Raw genomic sequence first — 20,119 nt, 5'->3', positions numbered from 1 at the left:
TGGGAGCTTAAAATGTCAGTAACACTACAAATAACAAAATCTAATGTGGCTGTACTTGTTTTAAGTCGCCCAGAAAAACGCAATGCCTTTAATAGCGACGTTATCCATGAGCTTATTCAATGTATTGAACATGCTAATACGCTCGATATTCGTGCCCTTGTATTAAAAACTGAGGGTAAACACTTTTCAGCCGGTGCCGATTTAGCCTGGATGAAATCGATGGCAGATAACAACTATAACGATAATTTGGCCGATTCAATGCAGCTGGCTAAGTTAATGCAAGTTTTAGCACAAAGCCCACACCCTACAATTTGTGCGGTACAAGGCGCAGCATTTGGTGGCGCATTGGGCTTAATTGCTTGCTGTGATATCGCGCTCAGTAAAGACGACGCTCAATTTTGTTTAAGTGAGGTTAAATTAGGTTTAATTCCTGCTGTTATTAGCCCTTATGTAATAAAAGCTATTGGTGAGCGCGCTGCTCGTCGCTATTTTTTAACGGCTGAGGTATTTGATGCGCATACGGCTAAACAGCTGGGGCTAGTTCACCAAATTACAGGGAATTTAGACTGTGCACTGGATAACCTACTACAAACGCTGATAGATAATGGCCCGGTAGCGGTTAAAGCAGCTAAAGCGCTTATTAATGATGTGGCAAACAAAGAAATCGATAACGAAATAATTGCGCTCACTGCAGAACGTATAGCCAAAATTCGTGTATCAGACGAAGGTCAAGAAGGCCTAACTGCCTTTTTTGAAAAACGCTCTCCCCAATGGCAACTCTAGGACGCATTATGAACACAGTACACTTACAAAAAATTCTGATTGCTAATCGCGGAGAGATTGCTTGTCGTATTATGCGAACAGCAAAGCAAATGGGCTTGACCACGGTTGCGGTTTATTCAGATGCAGATAAAAACGCTCAACATGTAAAAATGGCTGATGAAGCCTACCATATTGGTGCAGCGCCGAGTAAAGACTCATACCTAGTTGCTGATAAAATACTAAACGTTGCCAAAATGAGTGGCGCCGATTGTATTCACCCTGGTTATGGATTTTTATCTGAAAACAGCGAATTTGCTAATGTTTGTGAAGCCAATAACATTGCCTTTATTGGGCCACCAGCAAGCAGCATAGAAGCTATGGGCTCTAAAACCCGTGCAAAAGAAATTATGGCAGCCGCTAATGTTCCTTTGGTGCCAGGTTATTATGGCGATAAACAAGACCCTAGCTTTTTACAAGCTGAGGCTGGAAAAATTGGCTACCCTGTGCTTATCAAAGCGGCCTTTGGTGGCGGTGGTAAAGGCATGCGTATTGTTTCAAAAGCCAGTGAGTTTATAAGCGCATTAGAAGGCGCTAAACGTGAAGCTATTGCCGGTTTTGGTAATGATCTGGTTTTGCTTGAGCGTTATGTTGACCAACCACGCCATGTTGAAGTACAAGTATTTGCTGATAACTATGGCAACTGTGTGTATTTAGGTGATCGTGATTGTTCATTGCAGCGTCGGCATCAAAAAGTGATTGAAGAAGCGCCTGCCCCCGGTTTATCAGACTCATTGCGAAAAGAAATGGGCGAAGCCGCGGTACGATGTGCCCTAGCAATTGACTACCGAGGCGCTGGCACTGTGGAATTTTTACTCTGTGGTGATGAGTTCTTTTTCATGGAAATGAATACTCGCTTGCAAGTAGAGCACCCAGTGAGTGAAATGGTCACAGGCGTTGATTTAGTTAATTGGCAAATTAATGTAGCCAGTGGTTTAGCGTTACCTTTAGCGCAAGCAGATATTCAGCTACAAGGCCACAGCTTTGAAGCACGTATTTATGCTGAAGATCCAAGTAATGACTTTATTCCGTGCTCTGGCACTATTGAGGCACTATATACGCCCGCTAACAGTGAATATGTACGTATTGATACTGGTATTGCCCAAGGTGATGAAATAAGCCCGTATTACGATCCAATGATTGCCAAACTTATTGTTCATGATGATAACCGCGACCAAGCACTTTCCCGTTTACAACAAGCATTAACACAATTTCATTTAGCCGGATTTAGCACTAATATCAGCTTTTTGTATAATTTAGCGATTCATCCACGCTTTAAACAAGGTGCTCCAAGCACCCACTTTATTGCAGAGCAAGGTGAAGCGTTAGTTACTATTGACCCGTCTTTATTACAAACTAGCCGCTTAATTGCTGGCTTTTCGTATTTAGCATCACTTGGTAGTAATACAAATAGTGCAAATCCATGGCAACAATTACATGGGTTTAGTTTAAATGCGCCGCAACAAGTTAACATTCCATTTAGCGATACCCCCTTAAACGCAATAAAAACCGCGAAGGGCTATAGCATGACCATTAATGACAACACCTTTGAAGTGCAAGGTGAGTTAACTAATGGCTACTGCAACGTATCGATTAATGGCGCTAAACACACTGCGCATGTTAGCCACGTTGATAATGCCATTACTGTAATGAACCAAGCACTGCAAACTAAGTTTGAATGTGTTGATAAACATTTCATCAGCTCACATGAAAATGAGGCTTTACCCCTTGCTGCGCCACTTAATGGTACTGTAGTTAAACACTTGTTAGAGGTGGGAAGCACCATTACTAAAGGCGATGCAGTGGTTATAATTGAAGCAATGAAAATGGAATACACGCTTAATGCCCCACATGATGGCGTATTAAAAAGTTACTGTTTTGCTGAGGGTGAACTGGTAAGCCATGGCGCTTTACTGGCCATAGTTGAAGACACAACTGCAGAGGAACCCGCTTAATATGAGTTCATTATTACCTAAAGCAGTGCGCATTGTTGAAGTGGGCGCCAGAGATGGACTTCAAAATGAAGCCGCTGTAGAAACTGCTGATAAAATAACGCTTATTAACGCACTCGCCGCTGCAGGCATAAAAGACATAGAAGCTGGTGCGTTTGTCTCACCTAAATGGGTGCCACAAATGGCAGACTCTAGTGAAGTAATAAGCGCACTTAATTTACCTGAGGTTAATCTCAGTGCCCTTACCCCTAATTTAAAAGGGGCAGAGGCAGCCCATGCTGTAGGTATTAAAGAATTTGCAATATTTACCGCAGCGAGCGAAGCATTTTGCCAAAAAAATATTAACTGCTCTATTGAGCAAAGTTTGGCGCGTTTTAGTGAAGTTATGGCTTTTGCAAAGGCGCATAACATTCGCGTGCGCGGTTATGTAAGTTGTGTATTAGGTTGCCCGTATGAGGGAGATGTTGACCCTCATACTGTACTGGCTGTTGCTGCTAAACTCTTAAAAATGGGATGTTATGAAATTAGCCTAGGTGACACCATAGGTGTTGGCACACCCGCTAAAGTAATAGAGCTACTTACATTGCTACTTAAACATATTGATAAATCTAAACTTGCTGTACATTTTCATGACACATACGGGCAAGCGCTCACAAATATTTACGCTGCTCTAAACCTTGGTATAGCAACGGTTGACAGTGCTGTTGCCGGCCTTGGTGGCTGCCCATATGCCAAAGGCGCGTCAGGAAATGTTGCCACCGAAGATGTTGTATACTTACTGCAAGGACTTGGCATTGAGCATGGAATTGATTTACAAAGGCTTGCTGAGGCAGGTTGGCAAATTACGAGTGCACTGAACAAACAACCTGCTAGCAAGGTTTCTGCAGCATTACACGCACAATAATTAAATAGCACAGAATGAGGAGTGACTCATGGCCGGTTTTGATAAAGTAGTTTCTAGTTATGAAGCTGCAATGGAAGGTTTAAAAGACGGCGATACAATAATAGCCGGTGGTTTTGGCTTATGTGGTATCCCTGAGGGTCTAATTGCCCAAATTAAAAAAATGCAAACTAAAGAATTAACCGTTGTTTCCAATAACTGTGGTGTTGATGACTTTGGTTTAGGGCTGTTACTGCACGACAAGCAAATTAAAAAAGTGGTCGCCTCATACGTTGGCGAAAATGCCTTGTTTGAACAGCAACTACTAAGTGGCGAGATTGATGTAGAACTTACGCCACAAGGTACTCTTGCTGAAAAAATGCGTGCTGGTGGTGCAGGAATACCTGCTTTTTACACAGCCACAGGTTACGGCACACCGGTTGCTGAGGGTAAAGAAGTAAAAGAGTTTAATGGTCGCCCTTATATTTTAGAAGAGTCAATTACCGGTGAATTCGCTATTGTAAAAGCATGGAAAGCGGATCGCTACGGCAACTTAGTATTTCGTCATACAGCCATGAACTTCAATCCAATGGCGGCTACTGCGGGTAAAATTACCGTTGCAGAAGTAGAGGAAATTGTTGAACCAGGCGAACTTGAGCCAAGCCAAATACATACGCCAGGAATTTTTGTTAACCGCGTTATAAAAGGTAACTTTGAAAAACGCATTGAACGTGTTACCACACGAGATTAAGCAGGAGCACTAACAATGGCATTATCACGTGAACAAGTCGCAATGCGCGTAGCTCAAGAGTTACAAGATGGGTTTTATGTTAATTTGGGCATTGGTATTCCGACACTCGTCGCAAACTATGTACCCGATGGCATAGAAGTTATGCTACAGTCCGAAAATGGTCTTTTAGGCATGGGCGAATACCCTACTAAAGCCACTGTTGATGCGGATATGATCAACGCGGGTAAAGAAACCGTGACGGCAGCTACCGGTGCAGCTATATTTAATAGTGCAGATAGTTTTGCCATGATACGGGGTGGTCATGTAGACTTAACCGTTCTGGGCGCGTTTGAGGTAGACCAAAACGGTTCTATAGCCTCATGGATGATCCCTAAAAAATTAATTAAAGGCATGGGCGGAGCGATGGATTTAGTCGCAGGTGCAAAAAACATTATTGTTACCATGACCCATGCCAGTAAACACGGCGACTCTAAGTTATTAGAAAGCTGTACGTTACCGCTAACGGGCGTTAACTGTGTTAAAAAAATAGTTACTGATTTAGCCGTTCTAGAAGTAAAAGACGGCGCATTTCATTTACTAGAACGCGCACCAGGCGTATCAGTTGATGAAATTATTAGCAAAACGGCAGGTAAATTGCTTGTTAATGGTGATATTCCTGAGATGGTGTTTTAAACCACTCATAATTTCACTCTGTACCGACCTCATTCCCAGTGCCAATGGCGCTGAGTTACCCAAAATCCCTCGTAAGAGGGATTTTTTTTGTCTATATTTTAGTTTTTGCACTATAGTGACAATTTAACGCACCACTTAGGTGAATTCGACCTAATAAAATAAATAAATTGCTGATATAGTTAGTTTTTATTTTTGGTTTAATTATTGCCTATTACTAGGCGATTGAAATAACTTTATACTGGATACCATGCAAACACCTATTCGCGGCCTTCGCTCTTTTTGTTTTGCCGCAAAAAGCTTAAGTTTTAAACATGCTGCTAAAGAGCTTTACTTAACGCCCTCGGCTGTAAGCCACCAAATTAAACAGCTAGAAGAGCAGCTAGGCATTGATTTATTTCAAAGACAAACTCGCTCTATTAGTTTAACGCCTGCAGGTAAAAACTTTTTTGAAGCAATTTATCCAATTATAAATATGCTAGAGAGCACCATTAATGAATTTAGTCAGTTACAACAAAATGTAAACTTAACCATTACTCTGCCCGAATTTTTTGCCAGTGAATTGTTAATGCCTAAGCTCAGTGAATGGACCAGCGAGCACCCTAATATTAATTTACACATGGATACCCTCAAAACGCGCAAAGAACTAACTCGCCAAAGTGATTTATCTATAATTTTATCTTCAAGTAAACCGCTTGATGGACTGGCTACTGAGTTATTTAATTTAGAATATATTCCAGCGTGTAATAAAAAACTACTTGAACAATGGCAAAACGATCATTGCCAAGCGCTTAATCAAGTGCCGCTTATTGTGCATAAAGCACGGCCTTGGGCTTGGCATCAGTGGGCAGAAAAAGTTGGGATTGATGACTTTTCACCAACACAAATTATTCAAATAGATAGTATGTTTGGTGTAGCAAGAGCGGCGCAACAAGGAATGGGGATTGCACTTATTCCTCTGCCAATTAGCCAAAGCTGGCTGGATGAGCAATGGCTCTATAAACTGTTTGAACAACCCCTTACCACCAAAGATAAATACTACTTGGTACAACACGGCTCTAGTACGGCAAACCACCCGCTCGACTTATTTGCCAAGTGGGTAATTAACACCTTCAGACAAACAAAGTGACTATTAATTAAACGCCCTTTTATGGGCGTTTTATTATTTACGACCTTTTTAAAATATTTTTTTCGTGTATCACGTAAACCTCAAAAAATAAAATATAACCAGCATTATCAACTACTTGAGCAGCCCCTTGTTGACTGAATTTATAGATTAGTTTTTTTCACTTATTAGTTTTGTTTTTATCGCTTGTCGAAATTGAGTAAAAGCTCTAAAGTTAACTCAACAAATCAGCAACGACCAAAAATAATAAAACGCGTTACTGAAACCAAATTTAATTAGTTTGTAACAACAAGCTAGTAAAAAAGAATCTTTATTGTGTGTGAAGATGTTGTCAGTGTAAAAAACAGCTCAAGTTCGGTGGTGACTTAGCTTGGGTTGTTTTTATTTTACGCTTACACCCGCCAATAAATATAAGAATCTTTATTGTGTGTGAAGATGTTGTCAGTGTAAAAAGCAACTCAAGTTCGGTGGTGACTGAGCTTGAGTTGTTTTTATTTACATTCACATCAGCAACAATAATTCAGCATTAGTTTTTACTAATACAACCCCCCGAATCTTTATTGTGTGTGAAGATGTTGTCAATTGAAATGCAGCGCCCTTTTTTAAGTATCGCTGCTTTTTTTTGCTTAAAATTTCCTTATTTAAACATCATCTGATCTGTTTATTTCCTCACGAGCAACAAATTCTAAGACAGTGGCATTAATACAATATCTATCTTGACCATTTGGCCCTTCACCGGGGAATAAATGCCCTAAATGAATCCCGGTACTTTTAGATTTAAGCTCAATACGTTGCATGCCCCAACTGTTATCTTCATGCTGCGTTACGCTGTCTTTTACAGGGTGTGTAAACGACAACCAGCCAGTACCCGAATTAAATCTGTCGCGGGTATCAAACAAGGGTTCACCACTGAGTTTATCGATAAAAATGCCATCGGGGGTGTTTTTAAAAATAGCGTATTCTTTGCAATATGGGCTGTCGGTTTTAGCGTTAAACGCTACTTTATAAGCTTCACTGTCACCGAGTTTAAATGCACCTAGCGCTTTATAAAACAGCTCGGCATCCATATAACCTTGGCGAGAATACACTTCTACTCCATCTTCTAAAAATAGTATGGTGGGTGTAGCCCAAGTTGCACTTTTGATAGTTAAGCCGCTAAGCTGATCAGCATGGCGAAATGTCATTGGTATTGTGCCTTTGTAGTCATTGGCTACCGCCGCTTTAAACTTTTCACAGTAAGGGCAGTAATCGCGAGAGTCTAAAATAACAATTTGTTTGCCAGTCGACAATGCAGTGTTATCAACCTGCTGCTTTTCGTCTTGACTAAAAACAACACCGGTTGAATGGTCTGGGCAATAACCGTTTGGATTTTTTTCAAGGTAATTTTGATGATACTCTTCAGCAGAATAAAATTGCTCTAGTGGCTTAATTTGTGTAGCTATTGTTCCATAACCTGCTTTGGTGAGTAACTGCTGGTACTGCTGTGTTACAGCAATCGCGGTGTTTGCTTGCTCGTCACTTGTAGTTAAAATAATAGAGCGATACTGCGTGCCTACATCATTACCTTGGCGGTTTTTTTGAGTCGGATCGTGGCTTTCGTAATAATTTTGCAGCAGCTCTTTTGCCGAAATAATATTGCTATTAAATGTAACCTGCACCACTTCAGCGTAGTTATCTTCATCGAAGCGACGCGATAACTTAGTTATATTTTTGTAGGTTGGTTTAAACCCATGCCCATCGGCATAGCCCGACTCTGCATCGAGTACTCCATTAAGTGCTTCATAGCGTTTTTCTGCCCCCCAAAAACAACCCGAGCCAAGCACTAGCTTTTCTACATGCATAGTGGCATTTAAATCACTGGATTTAGTTACCTCATCTGACGAGATAGCGCTCATCGTACTTAGTAATCCCAACATAGCAAATGTAGCTAATATTAACCCCTTAAACATACGATTACCTCTTAGTTTTAGTTACTCTAAAGCAGACCTGTGAACTCAACAATAAATTTCACACACAACAAAACTTTACGAATGAGGGAGTTTATTCGATCCGAGCTTGTCTATTAATATCGTAATAGTACAACGACTGTGATAGCTTAAATGTAATTAATATTAATGAGTTATCGATATGAGCATGATTCCTAGTATAAAAATTTTAACGAACTCTAGCCTGCTTTTTGATGTTTCTCACTACAGCGAACCACACATACTTGCAACGCAAAAAAAGCTTTGGGCACTCGCCCAACACTGTAAAAACAGCAATGAATTTATCGATTTGGTACCAGCTATGAACTCGTTAACTTTGTATTTAAAGTCCTCAGAAATGCTTAATAAATGGTACAACACCTTAGCTAAGTTATGGGATGAAGTGGATGATTACCCGTTTGATAGCCAGCACCACCAAATTAATACCTACTACCAAGGTGAAGATTTAGATTACGTAGCTAACTATCATCAACTCACAATTGATGAAGTGATTAACTTACATAGTAAAGAGTTATATCACGTTCTATTTTTAGGCTTTGTTCCCGGTTTTCCTTATTTACATGGGCTCAACTCACGGTTATTTACCCCAAGGCGCGATAACCCGCGAGTGAGTGTACCTAAAGGCGCAATTGCTATTGGAGCAGATCAAACTGGTATTTACCCTGAAGATTCGCCAGGTGGTTGGCATATTATAGCTTACACTGATGCCTGCTTATTTGATTCTAAAGCGGCTAATCCTTGCTTATTTAAACCTGGCGATACCATAGAGTTTGTGCCTGTAAAAGGAGTAAGCAATGATTAAAGTAATCAAGAGCGGTATTCAACTAACAATCCAAGATTTAGGCCGTGTGGGTTTTCGACATTTAGGGCTAAGCCGCTCAGGCAGCCTTGATACCTATGCACACATTATTGCGAACCGTTTATTAAATAACACCGACAACGCTGCCGTGCTGGAATTAACCGTGGGTTTATGCGAACTGCAATTTCAGTGTGATACCGTTATTGCCCTTCATGGAGCCGACCTCAAAGCAACCCTTGATGGACACCCACTTTATCCAGGCTGGAGTTACCCAATAAAAGCAATGCAAACACTTAAATTTGCAACTGGCCGTGGTGGCTCCCGTGCTTATATTGCAGTAAAAGGCGGTATTGAATGCCCAGAGGTTATGGGTTCTAAATCTACCGATTTAGGGGCAGCCATTGGAGGCTTTAATGGCCGTGCACTGCAAAGTGGCGATGTGGTAGCCATAAGTCCTTATACTAAACCTTGGTTATGTAATAAGGGCGCCCTTACCCCGCCAAAACGTAATATTATCCGTTTACATGTTGGTCCTCATTATGAGCTACTAACACCCGAGTGCATTAATGCTTTTTGTGATACCGCATTTACTATTAATCCAAATAGTAATCGTATGGGCGTACGCCTAGACCATAAAAATGCTGATATTATGCAACATACACTTTCATTGCCCTCTGTAGCCGTAGCACCTGGGAGCATACAGCTTCCACCTGATGGCAATCCTATAGTGTTATTAAATGACGGGCAAACAACGGGGGGTTATCCTTTAATAGCGCATGTGATAGAAGCCGACTTACATCAGTTTGCACAATTTAGAACTGCTGATCCAATCACCTTTGAATTTGTATCACTTGAGCAAGCAAATGCTGCAAAAAATAAGCTCGATGCTCACCTAGCACAACTTAAGCTGAGTTTAAGCCGCTACTGGGATTAATTAATAGTGCACTCACGCTCACTCACTGAGTAACTCAACCGCTATTTATTTATTTTTCGCTTTGCACTTTCTTGGTGCAAGGCGAACTAATTGTTGCAATTTAATTTAACTTTAACGTAATTTTAAATTAAAAATTGCACATTGCATTTTAATCTCCTTGCCAATATCACCACATTGGTGCAACGCCAATTTATTTGGTGCATAAATTATTCTTATTATTTTAAAAAAGCCGTGTGACTTAGGTATTTATTTCTGATAAAACAAGGTTAGTCTTTAGCAAACTCGCTATCGTAGGCACTTAATAGGAATGAGGAAAAATTATGTGTTCAATATTCGGCGTACTCGATATTAAATCGGATCCCAGCCAGTTACGCGCTCAGGCAATCGAAATGTCCAAACTGCTTCGCCACCGCGGGCCTGATTGGTCAGGGGTGTATTCATCAGACAAAGCAATTTTAGTGCACGAACGCTTAGCAATAGTAGGCGTATCAAGCGGTGCGCAACCATTATACAACCCAGAAAAAACGCATATTTTAGCGGTAAATGGCGAAATTTATAACCACAAAGAGCTTGCCGCTAATTTAGAAGTCGAGTTTGATTTTCAAACCCAGTCAGATTGTGAAGTTATTTTAGCCCTGTATAAACAAAAAGGGCCTGCATTTTTAGATGACTTAAATGGTATTTTTGCCTTTTGTTTATATGATGAAGAGCAAGATGCTTATCTAATTGGTCGCGACCATATTGGTATTATTCCGCTGTATACAGGCCACGACGAGCATGGCAACTTTTATGTAGCATCAGAGCTAAAAGCGCTTTCACCTATTTGTAAACATATTGAGGAGTTCCCACCGGGGCATTTCCTTTACAGCAAAGACGGTAAATTAACACCGTACTACCAACGTGATTGGCAAAGCTACGACGCAGTTAAAAACAACGATGCCAAGGCAGAAGATGTAAAAGATGCTCTAGAAGCCGCGGTAAAACGCCAGCTTATGTGTGACGTACCTTACGGTGTATTACTATCAGGTGGATTAGATTCGTCGGTTATTTCAGCTATTACTCAACATTTTGCTGCAAAACGTATTGAAGACAACGACGAAAGTGACGCTTGGTGGCCTAAACTGCACTCATTTTCTGTGGGTTTAGAGGGCTCACCCGATTTAGCTGCAGCGCAAAAAGTGGCTGATATGATAGGTACTATTCACCACCCTATTATTTTTACTATTCAACAAGGTATTGATGCTCTTAAAGAAGTGATTTATCACATTGAAACCTACGATGTAACCACTATTCGTGCATCAACCCCTATGTACTTAATGGCACGCCAAATTAAAGCTATGGGCATTAAAATGGTACTTTCAGGTGAAGGTGCCGATGAATTATTTGGTGGTTATTTATATTTTCATAAAGCACCCAATGCACAAGAGTTTCATGAAGAGCTAAACCGTAAAGTATCAAAACTGCATATGTTTGATTGTTTACGTGCTAATAAATCAATGGCTGCTTGGGGTGTTGAAGCACGCGTGCCATTTTTAGATAAAGAATTTGTTGATGTGGCAATGCGCATCAACCCAGAAGCTAAAATGTGTAAAGACGAAAAAATTGAAAAGCATATTTTACGTGCTGGCTTCGACGGCTACCTTCCAGACGAAGTGTTATGGCGTCAAAAAGAACAATTCTCTGATGGTGTTGGCTACAGCTGGATTGATACTTTAAAAGAGTATGTGAATGAGCAAGTAACAGATCAAGAACTAGCGAATGCTAAATTTAAATACCCAATTAACACGCCAGATTCAAAAGAAGCGTATTTTTACCGCCGTATTTTTGAATCGCACTTCCCGGGCGATGCCTCTGCTAACTGTGTACCACATGGTAAATCAGTAGCATGTTCAACCCCCGAAGCACTGGCGTGGGATGCATCATTTCAAAACAATGCAGATCCATCTGGGCGCGCCGCAGGCGTTCACAATGAAGCATATAAAAAATAGTTACCCCCCTATCTACGCTGCAGGTTAAAAACTGCAGCTTTTCTTCGCTGTCTTAATGAATAATTTCTTGAAATTTTTATTCCACTAAAAGAAGTGAATGAGAAATCAAAACCATTCAATTTAATCATTTATGTTTAATCACTGTTATTTGTCACTTCTTTACAAGCGCAGCGTTTCTTTGCCATTTTTGTAAATTAAATCGCAAAGATGAAATAAACCTTTGACCAATTTAGTTTAAACAGTAAGATTTAGTCGCTTTTTATAAAAACTATTTCAATCTCGCTTTTTCATTAACCTCATGAACAATATCTATCTAGCTCATTATCCCAAATCATAAAAACATAGTTAAAATGTCATTAAAAAATCATTTAATAAATGAATAGTGATTTTAAAACGCTGACTTAGTTTTTTACGTATTCAATAGCGTTTTTTTAGTTATTTACTTGTCTGATTAGGCCGAATATTCATTCACTTAGCTTTGCATTCAATGCTATATACGACTATAAAATAATTAGCTGACACATTAGTTATCATTTGTTCAGCTGCCAGATATGTACAATAAAAAGACAAAAGTAGCTTAAAGTTTTGCCAAAGTGTTAAATCTTTTGCATTTAATATTTAACTCCCCTATTAGTAAAGGTATGATGGGCAATTAAATTAGTTAGTCTTCTAACTATTCGTGTTATTAGCTTTAGTTATAAATCTAATAAGACGAATACAGTGAACTATAAAAAACTGGCATTAAGCCAACCTGTTTCATTAACCAATGAGGTATTGCATGAGCGAGAATCATGACAAGTACAGTATTGATAATACGGACTACACCGTAGGTCAAGACAACGTACAAAAGTGGGGATTTGATATACATAACCCTGTATTCGGGATCAGTGCAGGGTTAATAGCACTTTTTTTAATCGCCGTACTAGTGTCAGATGCCGAAGTAGCTAAAACAACACTAAATGGTATCAAAACCGATATTATTAATAATTTTGACGGCTTATTTATGTGGGCTGCCAACTTCTTTGTTATTTTTTGTTTAGTTTTAATTTTTTCACCATATGGCAATATCCGCTTAGGCGGTGACGATGCTAAACCATCGCATTCTCGTATTTCTTGGCTGGCAATGTTATTTGCTGCAGGTATGGGTATTGGCTTAATGTTCTGGGGGGTTGCTGAACCAGTTGCATACTACACTGGTTGGTATGAAACGCCGCTCAATGTAACAGCTAACACACCAGAAGCCGCGAAAATGGCAATGGGTGCAACTATGTTCCATTGGGGTCTTCACCCTTGGGCAATTTATGCTGTAGTTGCGCTTTCGTTAGCATTTTTTACTTACAATAAAGGCTTACCGCTTTCTATTCGTTCGATTTTTTACCCAATTTTAGGTGATAAAGCGTGGGGGTGGCCTGGTCACATAATTGATATTTTAGCTGTATTAGCAACCTTATTTGGTTTAGCAACGTCACTTGGGCTAGGTGCACAACAAGCTTCTGCCGGTATTAATCATGTATTTGGTTTTGAAGGTGGCGTAGGTTCACAAATTCTGGTTATTACAGGTGTTACGTTACTAGCAGTCGTCTCTGTTATTAGAGGCATTGATGGCGGCGTTAAATTACTTAGTAACGTAAATATGCTCATTGCTTTAGTATTACTAGTATTTGTATGTTTAGTTGGTTTTGCGGTCTCTATGGGTAATATCCCTAACACGGTAATGGGGTATGTAGAGAACATTATTCCATTGAGTAACCCACATGGCCGTGAAGATGAAACATGGATGCATGGTTGGACAGTATTCTACTGGGCTTGGTGGATTTCATGGTCACCGTTTGTAGGTATGTTTATTGCGCGTGTTTCGCGTGGTCGTACAATCCGTGAATTTTTAACCGCGGTATTACTTATTCCAACAGCGGTTACTATCCTGTGGATGTCTATCTATGGTGGCATCGCAATTGACCAAGTAGTTAATGGTATTGGTGCTCTTGGGACTGACGGTCTAACAAGTGTGCCTATGGCGATGTTCCAAATGCTTGATGAAATGCCAATGGCGAGTGTGCTTTCTTTCATTGCTATTGTATTAGTACTGGTATTCTTTATTACCTCTTCTGATTCAGGATCACTTGTAATTGATTCAATCACAGCAGGTGGCAAAATTGATGCACCGGTACCACAGCGTATTTTTTGGGCTACTGTTGAGGGCGCAATTGCTGCTGCATTACTTTGGATTGGTGGTACTCAAGCGATTGAAGCACTACAAGCAGGGGCTATTTCAACCGGTCTACCGTTTACCATTGTTTTACTATTAATGTGTGTAAGCTTAATTTTAGGTTTACGAACTGAGCCTCGCCCAGTTAAATAACACCCTACATTAAAAAACGCCGCTAATTGCGGCGTTTTTTTTACTCTATTTTTCCTATAATATTTTTATAACGTTTCACTAAAGCCAAATTTCACTTAGTGGCGTATCTAACCGATAATGATAACTCAGCTGAGCTTGCAGTAATTCTGCGGTGGCTAAAGCGTCAGTCAGTGCATTATGGTTTTGATACAATGGCAAGGAATAACGCTCCCTTGTATCACTTAACCGTAATGAGCCTAGTTTTGTATTAAATAGCCTACCTAGTAGCCCTTGACGCGCTCTAAGCGCTCGCCTTTCAATTTCCATAGTGTCGACTAGAGCAAATTCAATCCCTTCTTTTATACGTGTGAGCAGCGCATTATAAAAAAAGTGGCGCTCAATGGCGGCATAATGCACCACCACCACTTTCCCTTTAAGTGCATCAAGAAGTGGGGCTAAAATTCGATTGAGGTCGGGAGCTTCGTCCACTTCTGAGTGGGTAATACCATGGATAACAATCGACTCTTCACTCAAATCTCGTCGTGGTTGTACTACCCAATGGCGGCTCTCTTTACAGTAAATACGATTAACATTGAAAGGCACTAACCCCACACTAACAATATCATCGGTATTAGCGTCCAGACCTGTTGTTTCAAAATCTAGCGCCACAAAAGGTACATCTTTAAGTGGAGTAGTCTGATTGGTAAATGCCTGCTTATAAAACTCCTTAAGCAACGAGTTTTGCGCACTATGTAAAAGCTGCTCGTAACGACGTGGCCAATCTAACGGTGATTTAGCCATAACTTATTTCACACCTGAATGAGCAGAATAACTAAACTTTAAAAAGCTTTGCGCTTTTTCTAAAATCGCAAAAGCTTCTTTTAAATTACTTTGCTCAAATGGTGAGAGTAAATGCGGATCTAAATCATTATCGGGCGCTTCACCCTGCTCTATCTGCCATGCCTGATGGCGAATACGTACAGTGGCAATATATTCAAATGCATCACGCAAATCTTGTGCTTTGCCTTTGGGTAATAAGTTAGCCTCGATAATATCCTCTAAGCGCTCAAACGAATTTTGTTTACGTGAACCGACCGCTAATGCATGAACGCGAACCACATCAGATAGCGGCGCTGTACCACGACGTTTTAAGTTCATTGAGCGCTTATGTTGGCCATTGTGCTCAAGTACAAAGCCGTTAAAAAATCCCAATGGTGGCGTTCGATTGCGAGCATTAGCAGCAAGGTTAGCTAAAAAGCGTTTATTTACTTTGCTTTCTTTTGCCACCAGCGTTTTAAGCTCATCGGCCCACTTTAACTTACCCCACACACCATCTAAGTCAAAAAATATCGAGCTATTGAGCAGTGCTTGCGGTTTGGGCTCGGCCATCCAGCTAGCAAATTTTTCTTGCCATTGTTCGCGGGTCATACGCCATTTTTTAAACGAGGCCATAATTTCACCATCACAATAGGTATAGCCACACTTAGCCAAGCCATCACACACAAAGTCTGATAAGTTTTGAAAATACTCATCGTGCAATGCCTCATCGAAGCTATTATCTAAAATCAGTGCATTATCTTGATCGGTTACAATTAACTGCTCATCCCGTGCCATTGAGCCCAGCGCAATAAAACAATAAGGAATGGGCGGCTCGCCAAACTTTTCTTCAGCTAGCGCTAATAGGCGCTGTTTAAAGGTACGTCCTATTACTGCCATAGCGGTCCCTATCATATGCGAATTAGCATCTTCGTTTACCATACGCACAAACACATTAGGTAATTGGCGGGCGTAATGAACTAAGTCATCTACCGATTGTTGAGCTAAAATACCGCGTACTAACAATAAGCTACTTTGTGATTCATAGCGTAAAATATCAGATAGCGATATCACCCCTATTGGTCGCTTTTTATGTACCACAGGCAAGTGATGTAAGTTATCTCTGAGCATGGCTAAAACGGCTTCAAACACATAGGCGTTGCTATCAAGTAGTACTAAGCTTGATGTCATTACTTCTTTGGCGGGTGTATCATATGTTAACCCTTGGGCGACCACTTTAGTGCGAATGTCTCTGTCGGTTATAATTCCAACGACTTGACCGTCGTCTTCTTCTGGATCGTCGCTTATTTGTTTTTCTATATCAGTAACAAGTACTGAAGAGACCGATTCTTGTGTCATCAAAAACGCGACGTCTTGTATGGGGGTTTGTGTAGTAACAGTGACTACATCGCGATGTAATAATGATTTAACTTTTGCGGTGGTTAAATCATTGCTGTCGGCTTGCTCTACTATTGCTTGGTGCAAGCGTACGTTGCCATCCACTTCGAAAAAGTCAGCAAAGGTTTCGTATTTATCACAGTATTCGTTGAAGGTATTAACATTAATACAATACGTTAAGGTATCTTCAAGTGCACGAGCTGGAAACCGCACTTTGCGGTTCATCAATAAACCCATTTGGCCAAAAATACCGCCTGTAGCTAAGCGGTTATAGAGTTCACCATTACGACGTGAAATCTCAACTGAGCCACTACGAATAATATACAAGTCACTAATATCTTGCCCTAAATGCAGGATATCAGTTTCGGCACGAAAGTAAGCAACCTCTATTTGCATTGCTAATTCGTTCAATGCCTCAGTAGGAAGCGTATCAAATGGGGGATGTTCAACTAAAAATTGGGCTATTTCAACTTGCTCGGCCTGCATAGGGAATCCTTGTGGCGTGAATCTAGTTGAATTGTGAGCCTAATTGGCTATTTTTTCAAAGAAAAATAGCCAATTTACGTAAATAGTTAGCGATTAATTATCTACTTGCTCTAACTCCTGCGCTAATTGTTTTGACTCATCGCCGCGAGGGCTGGTAAAACGTGCAAGTCCTAAATAAATCACCGGTGTTAAATAAAGCGTAAACAATACCGCTAATGCTAGTCCACCAAACACCACCCAGCCAATCGCATTACGCGCCTCAGCGCCCGCACCTGTTGACATAATAAGCGGTAATGCACCCAATAAAGTAGAAATTAAGGTCATGGTAATGGGTCGTAGGCGTACCAGTGCAGCTTGTTCAACCGCTTTTCGAACACTAAGCCCGTTATCTCTTAATTGATCAGCAAACTCGACCAATAAAATTGCGTTTTTAGCGATTAAACCAATAAGCATTACCAGACCAATTTGCGAATAAATATTGAGTGATGTGCCGGTTAAATACAGTGCTAAAATAGCGGATGTAATACCAAATGGCACAGTAATCATCACCACAATGGCGCTGTTAACGTTTTCAAATTGTGCTGCCAATACTAAAAATACAATTAAAAATGCCAATACATAGGTCATTAATACTTCGTTTGAGGTCTCTTCAAATGTCAGAGCTTCCCCTTTAAACGCTAAAGTAATACCTGCTGGTAATGATTGCTCAGACACTTGTTTTATTTGCTCAACCAGCGTGGCAATAGTTAAACCTTCGGGTAATTCCATGCTTAATTCTATGGCACGTCGCTGAGCATGGCGCTCAAGCTCTGCAGCTACGCCTTCCTCTGTAATATTAGCGACACTACTGAGCGGTACTAATTGATTATCGCGGGCGCTTACATATAAATTTGCTAAATCACTGGGGTCATTAATGGTTTGATTTTGAGCCTGTAACATAATTGGTATTGACTGATCGCCAATATTTAAATCGGCTATATCGTCGCCATTAATGGCAGCTCTTAAAGTAATGGCTATATCACTTAACGATACACCGAGTTCTTCTGCGCGTCGTCTGTCTATATTGACGCGAAGTTGTGGTTGCGATGGCTGATACGATACGCGAACAGGTGCAACCTCAGGTACTGCTTTTTCAAGATCTGCTGAAAACTGCTGTGCAGCTTTAAATATTTCAAGGTAATCTTGCCCCAGCAAAGCAATTTCGATTCCGCCACCTTGGCCACGTAAATTTAAACTATTAGCGCCTCCTGCGTATGCGGGTGCTCCAGGAATATTCATTAAAGGCTGACGAATTTTATTGATGATTTCTTGTTGACTAAAGTTACGTTCATCCCAGTGCTTTAAAGGTACAGTGATGAACACAATATTAGGGTCCCATTGACCAACTACTGTGTAAATAGATTCAATTTCACCGCTTTCGACGAAAGGCAGTAAGGTGTCTTCCATTTTAATGGCTTGCCTGTCCATAAAGTTTAAGCCTACGCCATCTGGACCACGAGCAAATATTCTAATTTTACCGCGATCTTCTGTTGGTAGTAACTCGTTATCTAAGCTCATATACAACGCACCTGAACCACCAGCCACTAATAAACAAGCAATAAAGGTAAGCCACGCATGATCGAGTACTTTATGAATTGTTTTGGTATATAAATTAGCAAGTACGTTACCAAGCTTAGCAAATGGATGAAAACCGCCTTGTTTAAGCTTTAGCTTAGAGGTAAGTGCCGGCACTAACGATAACGCAACAAAGCTTGATATGATCACTGCACCGGCAAGAACACCGCCAAACTCTCTGAATAAACGCCCTGCTGTAGAGGGTAAAAAAGCGATGGGAACAAACACAGCTGCTAACACTGCCGTGGTGGCAATAACGGCAAAAAATACTTCACGGGTACCAACAACCGCTGCGGCACGCCTGCCTAGCCCTAACCCACGCTGGCGTTGAATGTTTTCACTCACCACAATCGCATCATCAACGATTAAACCAGTCGCAAGTACCAATGCGAGTAAGGTTAAAATATTAATGGAAAAACCCAGTGCCCATATCAGTGCTAACGAGCCTATCAAGGCAACCGGAATGGCAAATGCTGGCACTAAGGTTGCGCGCCATGAGCCAATAAACACCCATAAAGTAATGATCACTAGCAGCACTGTCAGCACTAATGAGTTAATAACTTCATCCACTGAACTTCTAATAAATTGTGCATCATCTGATGTTAAGGTAAATTCCATCTGAGGAAAGCGTTCACGCATTCCCTCTATAAGCTTTAGAACTTCATCTGATATTTCTATGGTGTTAGATTGCGCTTGGCGGATAATTTCCATACCAATAACGGGTTTACCATTGAGCCTAACCATAGAGCGTGGATCGGCCGGGCCAAAATATACCGCGGCGATATCGCTAATACGGGTATCACCACGAATGATAATATCACCGACTTGATCTGGTGTAACCGAAGTAGCATCAGCACGCACAATAATTTGCTGATCGTTTGATTTTAAACTTCCTGCAGGCACATCAAAGGGAGCTTGCCTGAGAACGTCAGCAACATCAGGAATAGTTAAATTAAAGCTACTGAGCTTAAGCGGATCTATACGTACTCTAAGCACTCGTTCTCTATCACCGTTTAAGCGCACATCAGCAACACCGGGAATAGTTAAAAACTGTGGTGCTAAGTCAACATCAACTCGCTCGGTTAATGCCTCTAACGATAAACTCTCACTTGATACGGTGAGTGATACGACCGCCTCAGCATCATTATCGGCTTTTATAATGGAGACACGCTCAACCTCTTCTGGGAGCTCTCTTTGCACTCGCGAAACTGACTCGCGCGTTTCATTAGCGGCATCATCCAGATTAACACCAGGTCTAAATTCAACCACAATACGTGAGCTGCCTTCTTCACTTTGTGCACGAATAGATTTAACTCCACTCACACGGGCAACAGCACCTTCAAGTTTGCTGGTGACTTCAGTGTCAACGGTTTCTGGGGAACCACCTGGAAACGAAGCTGATACCGTAATACGCGGCCTATCGACATCAGGAAGCTCTCGCACTTCTACGCCAGCTATAGCGGCGATACCGGCAATAATTATTAATAAATTAAGCACCACAATAAGTACAGGGCGGCGAATTGCCATAGACGGCAAGTCTTGCATCATAGGTTGCTGTTTCATG

14 protein-coding genes are annotated in these 20,119 nt (G+C 40.9%); 10 read left to right on the top strand and 4 right to left on the bottom strand.

The annotated features are described in order from the left end of the window. Positions 1-12 precede the first annotated feature (12 nt). The 6 genes from B1F84_RS07220 (at position 13) to B1F84_RS07195 (ending at position 6,200) form a co-directional block, all read left to right on the top strand. Entirely contained in the window at positions 13-783 is a 771-nt protein-coding gene (locus B1F84_RS07220) for an enoyl-CoA hydratase/isomerase family protein (protein WP_131691012.1), read from the top strand. Between the two features lie 8 nt (positions 784-791). Beyond that, positions 792-2,774 (top strand): acetyl/propionyl/methylcrotonyl-CoA carboxylase subunit alpha, encoded by a 1,983-nt coding sequence (locus B1F84_RS07215; RefSeq protein ID WP_131691011.1) that lies wholly within the window; start codon positions 792-794, stop codon positions 2,772-2,774. A gap of 1 nt (position 2,775) precedes the next feature. Continuing rightward, positions 2,776-3,675, top strand: coding sequence for a hydroxymethylglutaryl-CoA lyase (locus B1F84_RS07210; protein WP_131691010.1), 900 nt, complete (start codon positions 2,776-2,778; stop codon positions 3,673-3,675). A gap of 28 nt (positions 3,676-3,703) precedes the next feature. After that, positions 3,704-4,402, top strand: a complete 699-nt coding sequence (locus tag B1F84_RS07205) for a CoA transferase subunit A (RefSeq protein WP_008114703.1) — start codon at positions 3,704-3,706, stop codon at positions 4,400-4,402. 15 nt (positions 4,403-4,417) lie between these two features. Further along, complete coding sequence (locus B1F84_RS07200; RefSeq protein WP_008114705.1) at positions 4,418-5,074, top strand: 3-oxoacid CoA-transferase subunit B; 657 nt, start codon at positions 4,418-4,420, stop codon at positions 5,072-5,074. A 247-nt stretch (positions 5,075-5,321) separates the two neighbouring features. After that, complete coding sequence (locus B1F84_RS07195) at positions 5,322-6,200, top strand: LysR family transcriptional regulator (protein WP_010389946.1); 879 nt, start codon at positions 5,322-5,324, stop codon at positions 6,198-6,200. 638 nt (positions 6,201-6,838) lie between these two features. Here the strand turns inward: B1F84_RS07195 and msrA are convergent. Then, a complete protein-coding gene (gene msrA, locus B1F84_RS07190; protein WP_109874668.1) occupies positions 6,839-8,146 on the bottom strand; it encodes a peptide-methionine (S)-S-oxide reductase MsrA in 1,308 nt (435 codons plus the stop codon). A 178-nt stretch (positions 8,147-8,324) separates the two neighbouring features. Here msrA and pxpB point away from each other — a divergent pair, with 178 nt between their 5' ends. The 4 genes from pxpB (at position 8,325) to B1F84_RS07170 (ending at position 14,262) form a co-directional block, all read left to right on the top strand. After that, the gene (gene pxpB / locus B1F84_RS07185; RefSeq protein WP_131691009.1) at positions 8,325-8,984 is read left to right on the top strand and encodes a 5-oxoprolinase subunit PxpB; all 660 of its coding nucleotides are present in this window, start codon (positions 8,325-8,327) and stop codon (positions 8,982-8,984) included. Beyond that, positions 8,977-9,915, top strand: a complete 939-nt coding sequence (locus B1F84_RS07180) for a biotin-dependent carboxyltransferase family protein (protein ID WP_131691008.1) — start codon at positions 8,977-8,979, stop codon at positions 9,913-9,915. The genes pxpB and B1F84_RS07180 overlap by 8 nt, the downstream gene beginning before the upstream one ends. 320 nt (positions 9,916-10,235) lie before the next feature. Further along, the gene (gene asnB, locus B1F84_RS07175) at positions 10,236-11,903 is read left to right on the top strand and encodes an asparagine synthase B (RefSeq protein ID WP_131691007.1); all 1,668 of its coding nucleotides are present in this window, start codon (positions 10,236-10,238) and stop codon (positions 11,901-11,903) included. A 778-nt stretch (positions 11,904-12,681) separates the two neighbouring features. Beyond that, positions 12,682-14,262: a BCCT family transporter gene (locus B1F84_RS07170; protein WP_010389940.1), complete on the top strand. Its 1,581-nt coding sequence runs from the start codon at positions 12,682-12,684 to the stop codon at positions 14,260-14,262. Positions 14,263-14,340: 78 nt separating this feature from the next. On the opposite strand, the gene B1F84_RS07165 is transcribed toward B1F84_RS07170, so the two are convergent. The 3 genes from B1F84_RS07165 to B1F84_RS07155 all read right to left on the bottom strand — a co-directional run bounded on the left by B1F84_RS07165 (position 14,341) and on the right by B1F84_RS07155 (position 20,118). Beyond that, positions 14,341-15,042, bottom strand: coding sequence for a 3'-5' exonuclease (locus B1F84_RS07165; protein ID WP_131691006.1), 702 nt, complete (start codon positions 15,040-15,042; stop codon positions 14,341-14,343). A 3-nt stretch (positions 15,043-15,045) separates the two neighbouring features. After that, on the bottom strand, positions 15,046-16,941 hold the full coding sequence (locus tag B1F84_RS07160; RefSeq protein WP_010389938.1) for a DUF294 nucleotidyltransferase-like domain-containing protein: 1,896 nt from the start codon (positions 16,939-16,941) through the stop codon (positions 15,046-15,048). A 93-nt stretch (positions 16,942-17,034) separates the two neighbouring features. Beyond that, positions 17,035-20,118 carry an efflux RND transporter permease subunit gene (locus B1F84_RS07155; protein ID WP_010389937.1) on the bottom strand — a complete coding sequence of 1,028 codons (3,084 nt, stop codon included), beginning with the start codon at positions 20,116-20,118 and terminating at the stop codon, positions 17,035-17,037. Between the last annotated feature and the right edge of the window lies 1 nt (position 20,119).

The sequence above is a fragment of the Pseudoalteromonas sp. DL-6 genome, from assembly GCF_004328665.1.
In the GTDB taxonomy this organism is placed as follows: Bacteria; Pseudomonadota; Gammaproteobacteria; order Enterobacterales; family Alteromonadaceae; genus Pseudoalteromonas.
Note: the sequence above shows the minus strand (reverse complement) of the source record. Positions and strands in the feature narration are given on the sequence as shown.